At 67.8% G+C, this 7,433-nt stretch carries 7 protein-coding genes; 4 read left to right on the plus strand and 3 right to left on the minus strand.

Translation table 11 applies throughout. The features are described 5' to 3' along the window. Nucleotides 1-154: 154 nt before the first annotated feature. Nucleotides 155-1,600, plus strand: coding sequence for a DegQ family serine endoprotease (locus Q0480_RS04345; RefSeq protein WP_299131089.1), 1,446 nt, complete (start codon nt 155-157; stop codon nt 1,598-1,600). 85 nt (nt 1,601-1,685) lie between these two features. On the opposite strand, the gene Q0480_RS04350 is transcribed toward Q0480_RS04345, so the two are convergent. Further along, nucleotides 1,686-2,318: a class I SAM-dependent methyltransferase gene (locus tag Q0480_RS04350; RefSeq protein WP_299131083.1), complete on the minus strand. Its 633-nt coding sequence runs from the start codon at nt 2,316-2,318 to the stop codon at nt 1,686-1,688. A 289-nt stretch (nt 2,319-2,607) separates the two neighbouring features. Between Q0480_RS04350 and Q0480_RS04355 the strand changes: the two genes are divergently transcribed. After that, nucleotides 2,608-3,648 (plus strand): hypothetical protein, encoded by a 1,041-nt coding sequence (locus Q0480_RS04355; protein ID WP_299131084.1) that lies wholly within the window; start codon nt 2,608-2,610, stop codon nt 3,646-3,648. An 85-nt stretch (nt 3,649-3,733) separates the two neighbouring features. Here Q0480_RS04355 and Q0480_RS04360 read toward each other — a convergent pair whose 3' ends face one another. Continuing rightward, nucleotides 3,734-5,284, minus strand: coding sequence for a DHA2 family efflux MFS transporter permease subunit (locus tag Q0480_RS04360; RefSeq protein ID WP_299131085.1), 1,551 nt, complete (start codon nt 5,282-5,284; stop codon nt 3,734-3,736). Between the two features lie 17 nt (nt 5,285-5,301). Next, entirely contained in the window at nt 5,302-6,354 is a 1,053-nt protein-coding gene (locus tag Q0480_RS04365; protein ID WP_299131086.1) for an HlyD family secretion protein, read from the minus strand. Between Q0480_RS04365 and Q0480_RS04370 the strand changes: the two genes are divergently transcribed. After that, nucleotides 6,341-6,610 (plus strand): hypothetical protein, encoded by a 270-nt coding sequence (locus Q0480_RS04370; protein WP_299131087.1) that lies wholly within the window; start codon nt 6,341-6,343, stop codon nt 6,608-6,610. The genes Q0480_RS04365 and Q0480_RS04370 overlap by 14 nt on opposite strands. A 60-nt stretch (nt 6,611-6,670) precedes the next feature. Then, nucleotides 6,671-7,303 carry a TetR/AcrR family transcriptional regulator gene (locus tag Q0480_RS04375; protein ID WP_299131088.1) on the plus strand — a complete coding sequence of 211 codons (633 nt, stop codon included), beginning with the start codon at nt 6,671-6,673 and terminating at the stop codon, nt 7,301-7,303. Nucleotides 7,304-7,433 lie beyond the last annotated feature (130 nt).

Genomic DNA, 7,433 nt, shown 5'->3' on the forward strand with positions numbered 1-7,433 from the left:
GGATCGCGGGTTTTATCCGAGCGGGTCCGGCAATGATGGAGGTAGGATTTTGAATAGTTTGACCGTCACCCCGCCCGTTGCGACCCAGTCCATTGCGCGCCGCCCGCGGCGGAACGGTCCCGGCAAGGCGCTCGCGGCGCTCGGTGTCGCCGCGATGCTGAGCCTCTCGACGGCGGCCGCGCTGCCCGCCTTCGCCGAAGTCGCGCCTGGCGCCGCGATCCCGGAGAGCTTCGCCGATCTCGCCGAACGGCTGAGCCCGGCGGTCGTCGACATCACCACTTCGACCGAGGTCGCACAGGTGCAGCAGGGGACGCGCCCGGTGCTGCCCGACGGCTCGCCCTTCGAGGAGTTCTTCCGCGATTTCCTCGACCGCAATGGGCCGCCCAACGGTGGGCCTGGCCGGCCGGAAGGTCCGCGCGGCCAGCAGCGGTCGAGCGCGCTCGGTTCGGGATTCATCATTTCGGCCGACGGCTACATCGTCACCAACAACCACGTGATCGAGAGCGCCGACGAGATCAAGGTCGAGATGCTGGACGGCACGGTGCTCGAGGCGAAGGTGATCGGGCACGATCCCCGGACAGACGTGGCACTGCTCAAGGTTGACAGCGACAAGCCGCTGCCCTTCGTCACCTTCGGCGACAGCGATCATGCGCGGGTCGGCGACTGGGTCATGGCGATCGGCAACCCGCTCGGCCAGGGCTTCTCGGTTTCGGCCGGTATCGTATCGGCGCGCAACCGTACATTGCAGGGCTCCTACGACGACTTCATCCAGACCGACGCTGCGATCAACCGGGGCAATTCGGGCGGTCCGCTGTTCAATACCGATGGCGAGGTGATCGGGGTCAATACCGCGATCCTGAGCCCGAACGGTGGCTCGATCGGCATCGGCTTCGCCATGTCCTCGGCGGTGGTGAGCCGCGTGGTCGATCAACTGCGCGACTTCGGCGAGACGCGGCGCGGCTGGCTCGGCGTGCGGATCCAGAACGTCGATCCGGACGTGGCGGAAGCGCTGGGGCTCGACGCGCCGAAGGGCGCGCTGGTCACCGACGTGCCCGAGGGGCCGGCGCTGACGGCGGGGCTGAAGTCCGGCGATGTCATCGTGAAGTTCGGCGACAAGGACATCAAGGACACGCGCGAGCTGGTGCGGGTAGTGGCGGACACCGCCGTCGGGACCAGCGTGCCGGTGGTCGTCTATCGCGACGGCGCGGAACAGACGCTGAGCGTCGCGATCGGCCGGCTCGAGGAGACGACGCTGGCGGCGGCCCCGGGCGAGCCGGGCCAGGAGCAGACCAAGCCGAGCGATCAGGTGGTGCTCGGCATGACCGTCGAGCCGATGAGCGACGCGCTGCGGGCGCAGTTCGGCCTCGGCGACGACGTGACGGGGATGGTGGTCACCGCGCTCGACGACGGGTCGGACGCTTTCACCAAGGGCATCCGCGAGGGCGACGTGATTGCCAAGGTCGGCCAGGAGGAAGTCGCGACGGCGCGTGATCTGCGCGACAAGATCAAGGCCGCCGAGGACGCGGGCCGCAACTCGGTGCTCTTGCTCGTCAACCATGACGGCGGGCCGCGGTTCGTGGCGTTGAACCTCAGCAACTGAGATCATCCCCGCCAAGGCAAGGCCCGCCCCGGTGACGAGGCGGGCCTTTTCATGTCCGGCGTGAACGGGAAGGCCCTGGCCCGTGTCACGCGACGCGCAGTGCGACCCCGCGCGCCGGAAGGGTCTCGGGGCGGCCGGGCATGGAGACATAGGCCGGCGTCTCCTCCAGCAGCGTCAGGATGCCGGCGGCTTCCAACTCCCCGACGCGCTGGGAGAAGCCTTCAGCCCAGACGGTGTCCTTCACCGTCAGGACAAGCGCGCCGCCGGGACGGGTGACGCGGATCAGGTCTTCGAGCCCCTCGACCCCGACATGGCCGGTGGTGAAGACCCCGGCGGAGACGACGCCCGCGAAGTAGCCGTCGTCGAAGGGCAGCCGGGTGCCAAGGGCGGCCTGGTGCAGCCGGTCGTAGACGCCTTTGCGCCGGGCGACCGCGAGCATGCCGGTCGAGATGTCGAGCGCCTCGGCGCTCGGATAGCCGACGATGCGCAACCATTCGCCGATGAGCCCGGTGCCGGCGCCGGCGTCGAGGATCGGCGCCGACCCGGCCGGAATGTGCCGGCAGAGCAGCGCGAGACAGATCGCCGGATGGCGATAGCCGAGCGAGGCCATCTCGGCGTCGTAGCTGTCGGCCCAATCGTCGTAGGAGCGCGCGATCTCCGCGGCGCTCTTGGCGGCGTAGACCGTGTCCAGCATCTCGACGGGGGGCGGATTGGGCATGGGGGCTCTCCAGGGCTGTCTCGGGCGGATGATAGCAATCGGGTCTGTCCGGGGGAACCGTTGCGCGGCGACGGGCGGGGGCGGACGGTGCTTCGCCGCGCCTTCCCGGGAAAGGACAGTTCTGCTAGTACTGCCGGCGCTCCCCGGATCGGCGCGACTACATCGCCCCGGGGATTTCCGAGGGCGGCATCCGGCGCGGCGGCGCGCATGGCGTCCCCGCCGGCCTTCCGCGAGCCGGGGCGTCGCCCCTTCATCGGGCATGGCGCCCACGCTCCGGGAGATGGACCATATGAACGCAGTGACGCCGAAGCTCAGCATCAGTTACGACACCGGCGATGTCGCCTACGATCCGGTGGAACAGGAATTCACGCTGTCCACCGAGGTGCTGACCAGCGGTTTCGAGGTGGCGCTGGAGGTCACCGACGCGGATCAGGCGACCAATGTCTATCTGCTGTCGGCGCGGCTGCTCGGTACCAGACCGTCGGTGGTCGGATCGATCGCCAATCTCAAGCTTGGCAAGGGTGGGCGGACCGCGGTCGCGACCGCGCCGGTGTTCTCAGGCCGCGACCTCACCTATTCACTGGTCGCGGCACCCGTCGGGGTGAGTATCGACGCGGCGACCGGGCTCGTCACCATCGTCGCTACCGCGGAGCTGTCGGCCGCGCCGATCACGGTGAAGGCGCGCAACGCCGCCGGCGCCGCGACCCTGACCTTCTCCCTGACCGTCGTGGGCGTCATCGCCACCGATTTCACGTCCGCCACCGCGCTGTCGGACGTGAGTTTCCTCCGCACGCTGGCACCGAGTTGGACCCACGACGCCGGCGGGTTCGCCCGGCTGGTGCTGACGGGAAATTCGCGCGCGCATGGCGACTGGGTCAAGGCGGCGGGCGATGGTCTCTACCGGGTGCTCGCGCGCTGGTCGGGCGCGACCCTGACGCCGAGCGTCGATCGCCGTTTCTGCTTCAGCGCGCGCGTCGGCCGGATCGGCAACGACTGGACCGGCATCCGTGTCGAGACCTTCGCCACCACCGCCGGCGATCGTCGGCTGCATATCCGGGAATATTCGGGCGCTTCCGGCGCGACGAAGTCTCTGGCGACGGTCAATGTCGGCTGGGACTACGACACCTGGTACTGGCTTGATGTCGAGATCTCGGGAACCTCGGTCAAGGGCCGGCTTTACCCGGAGAACGGCGCGGCGCCGGGTTGGCAGGCGGTCGCGACCACCTCCGTCACCGCCGCCGGCGCCTTCGGTCCGGGTGGCTTCCCCGCGCTGGAACAGAGCCCGACGATCGACATCAAGCGGCTGGAGTATCATCCGCTGGCCGCCTGATTCTTCCACGCGGACTATCGAGCGGCAAGACGTGGCGGAGGGCGAAAATGCCCTCCGCTTTTTTTGTTTGCTGGTCCGGTGGAGTTCAATGGGCCGGTGCGGCGGCGGCGCGCGGGCGCTGGACCAGTGGCACGAGCAAGATCATCGAGCCAAAGAGGATGGAGAGCAGCAAGAAGATGTCGGAATAGGCCATCACCGCCGCCTGCTGGCTGACCATGCCGCCGAGGCGGCGCAGCGCCACGGCATCCGCCGCGTCGCCGAGCACCGGACGCAACGATTCCGCCATCCCCGACAGCCGCTCGACCGCCACCGAGGAGCCCCAGCTGACATGTTCGGACAGCTGCGAAACATGCACGTCCGTCCGCCGTTGCAGGATCGTGTTGATCCCGGCTAGACCGACCGCGCCTCCGAGGTTGCGGGTCAGGTTGAACAGGCCACTGGCGTTCTTGATCCGCTCCGGCGGCAAAGTCCCGAGCGCCAGCGAGTTGATCGGCAGCATGCACATCATCAGTGAAACGCCGCGCAGCGCCTGCGGGAAGAACAACTCGCCGAACGCCCAGTTGGCGGTGATCGGTGTCAGTTCGAAGGCGGAGATCGCAAAGCCGACCAACCCGAGGAAGATCAGCTTTCGTGGGTCGACGATCCGCGTCAGGTTGCCGACGATCGGCGCGGCGATGAACATGAACATGCCGGTGACGAATACCGTTTCGCCGATCTGAAGGGAATCGTAGCCGCGGATCCGCGCCAGATAGAGCGGATAGAGATAGGTCAACCCGAACAGGCCAATGCCGAGCACGAAGGTCAGAACCGAGCCCACGGCGAAATTGCGGTCGAGATAGGCACGCAGGTCGACGATCGGCGTCTTGACGCTCAGGGTGCGCCAGAAGAACAGAGCGCCGAACACCACCGCGGTCGTGGCGAACATCACGATGCCACGATCCTGGAACCAGTCGTTCTTCTGGCCTTCCTCGACCACGTATTCGAGGCTGCCGAGAAACAGCGCCATGAACAACAGGCTGATGAAATCGAAGCGGCGCAACAGGCCCTTTTCCGGTTGGTCGAAGTCGACCAGCGTCCAGCAGAGCACGGTCGCGATGATGCCGGGGATCACGTTGACCAGAAACAGCCAGTGCCAGGAGAAGAGCTCGGTCAGATAGCCGCCGACCGTCGGGCCGATGGTCGGCGCAAGCGTCACGGTCAGTCCGACCAGCGCGGTGACCATCGCTTGCCGGTTCCTGGGAAACACCGAGAAGGCGGCGGCGAAGGCGATCGGGATCATGCCGCCGCCAATGAAGCCCTGCAACGCCCGGTAGAGGATCATCTGGTCGATCGAGGTCGCGGTGGCGCAGAGCGCGCTGGCGGCGGTAAAGCCGCCGGCGCAGATCGAGAAGAAGACCCGCGTCGACAACGCCCGGGCAAGAAAGCCCGACAGCGGGATCATGATCACCTCGGCGATCAGATAGCTGGTCTGCACCCAGGAAACCTCGTCCGGCGCGGCGGAGAGGCCGGCCTGGATCTGGGAAAGCGAGGCCGAGACGATCTGAATGTCGAGGATCGCCATGAACATGCCGAAGACGAGCGCGAGGAACGCGATCACCCGGCGTGGTGAAATCCGCTGCGAGGCGGTGGCGGTCATGGTCCTGTTCCCCGGGATCAGCGCGCGGCGGTGACGACCGGCGTATCGGCGGTGCGCGGGTCGGCCGAGACGCTGACCGACAGGCCGGGGCGCAGCCAGCCGGCCGCGGCCGCGTCGGCGGGGACGGCGATCCGCACCGGCAGGCGCTGGACGACCTTGGTGAAGTTGCCGGTGGCGTTCTCGGGTGGCAGCAGGCTGAAGACCGCGCCGGAGGCGGGGGCGACGCTCTCGACCGTGCCGATCAGCGGGCGGTCGGGATAGGCGTCGACGTCGATCTCGACATGGCTGCCGGGCGCGAGATGCTCGATCTGGGTTTCCTTGAAGTTCGCCTCGACATAGACCGCGCCGAGCGGCACCACCGCGAGCAGGCGCTTGCCGGGGGTGACATAGTCGCCGACCGCGACGGAGAGATTGCCGACGACGCCATCGACGGGCGCGCGCAGCACGGTCTGGTCGAGATCGCGCCGCGCCTTGTCGCGCGCGGCTTCGAGGCCGGCGATCGTCGCCTCGGCCTCGGCCTTCTGGGCGACGATGACCTCATAGTCGGCCTCGGCGGTGGCGACGGCGGCCTGGGACTCGAGCAGCGAAGCCTCGGCGGTGGCGCTGGTCGCACGGGCGGCTTCGAGCTTCTGGGCGGTCGCGACATCGTTCGAAGCGAGACGGGTGTAGCGATCGAGGTCGGCCTCGGCCTGGGTGCGCACCGCCTCGGCGGCGCCAACGCGGGCCTTGGCCTGGGCGACACCGGCTTGGCCAGCCTGGGATTGGCGCTCGACGCGGGTGACGGCCGCGCGCTGGGCGTCGAGTTGCGCCTCGGCGAGGGCGAGCGCGTCGCGATAGTCGCCATCCTCCAGTACGACGAGCGGATCGCCGGCCTTGACCGGCGCGTTGTCGAGAGCGGGCACCGCCTGCACATAGCCGGTGAGCTTCGGCGCGAGCACGGCGAAATCGGCCTGGACATAGGCGTCGTCGGTTTCGATCAGGAAGCGGCCGACGGTCCAGTAGCCGTGGCCGAACCAGATCGCCGCGCCGACCGCCGCCGTGCCGAGCAGGCCGAGAATGACGCGCCTCACCTTGCCGCTCCGTTTCGCCGACGCGGTCGGTTCGGACCCCCCGACGCCAGTCTCGGTCGCCTTCGGCGCGGCGGGCGGCGCCGCTTCGGGGCGCGGAATTTCGGTCAAGTCGGACCGCGGCGCATCCATGTCCTTCGGCATCGCTCGTGTCTCCGTGTCGGCGGTCGATGGTTCATTGACCGAACGGTTCGGTCAAGGGCTTGACATAGCGCAGGTAAAATACGAAATCAAGATGACTGAACGGTTCGGTCAATGAATTCTGCGATCCGGGATTTATGTGACAGGCTGTGTGGCGGTTCTGGGAAGGACGCGGAGAATGATGTCGTCGGAAAGCGCGCGGGTCGCCGCGCCGGAGAGTGCCAAGCGCGCGCAGATTATCGAGGGCGCTCGCCGCTGCTTCCTCGCCTCGGGTTTCGAGGCGGCGAGCATGGCCGAGATCGCCCGCGAAGCGAAGGTCTCCAAGGGCACGCTCTATGTCTATTTCGACAGCAAGGAGGCGCTGTTCTCGGCGCTGGTCGAACAGTCCCGGCGGGCCAGCGTCGAGCGGCTGATGGATTTCGACTATGAGCATGCCAATGTGCGCGACGCGCTCGTGCATTTCGCGACCGGCCTGATCGGCAAGCTGAGCGCGCCGGAGCATGTCGCGCTGGTGCGCATGGTCATCGGCGCGTCGGAGAAGTTTCCGGGCGTCGCCCGCGACTATTTCGAAGCCGGTCCCGCGCATGGCGCGGCGCGGCTGGCCGGCTATCTGCGCGAGCAGGAGCGGCTGGGCATGGTTTCGATTCCCGATATCGAGACGGCGGCCTGGCAATTCTTCGGCATGTGCCACCATCCGACGCTGATCAGCGTCCTGCTCGCCGCGCGCCCGGCGCCCGACGGTGAGCGTGTGCGAATTCTGGCCGAGACGGCGGTGACGACTTTCCTCGCCGCCTACGCGACCAAGCGGTGACCGGAGCTTGCGCGATTTGAAGATTGAGACGGTTCCGCCCGATCGGAAACCTGCAGCGGAGTCCGATCCGGCAGGGCCGGCTCGTCCGCTCCAGAGTCTTGATTTAGCGCAATATCTTAGCCACCAGACG

The organism is uncultured Amaricoccus sp., assembly GCF_937891315.1.
Classification (GTDB): Bacteria; Pseudomonadota; Alphaproteobacteria; order Rhodobacterales; family Rhodobacteraceae; genus Amaricoccus.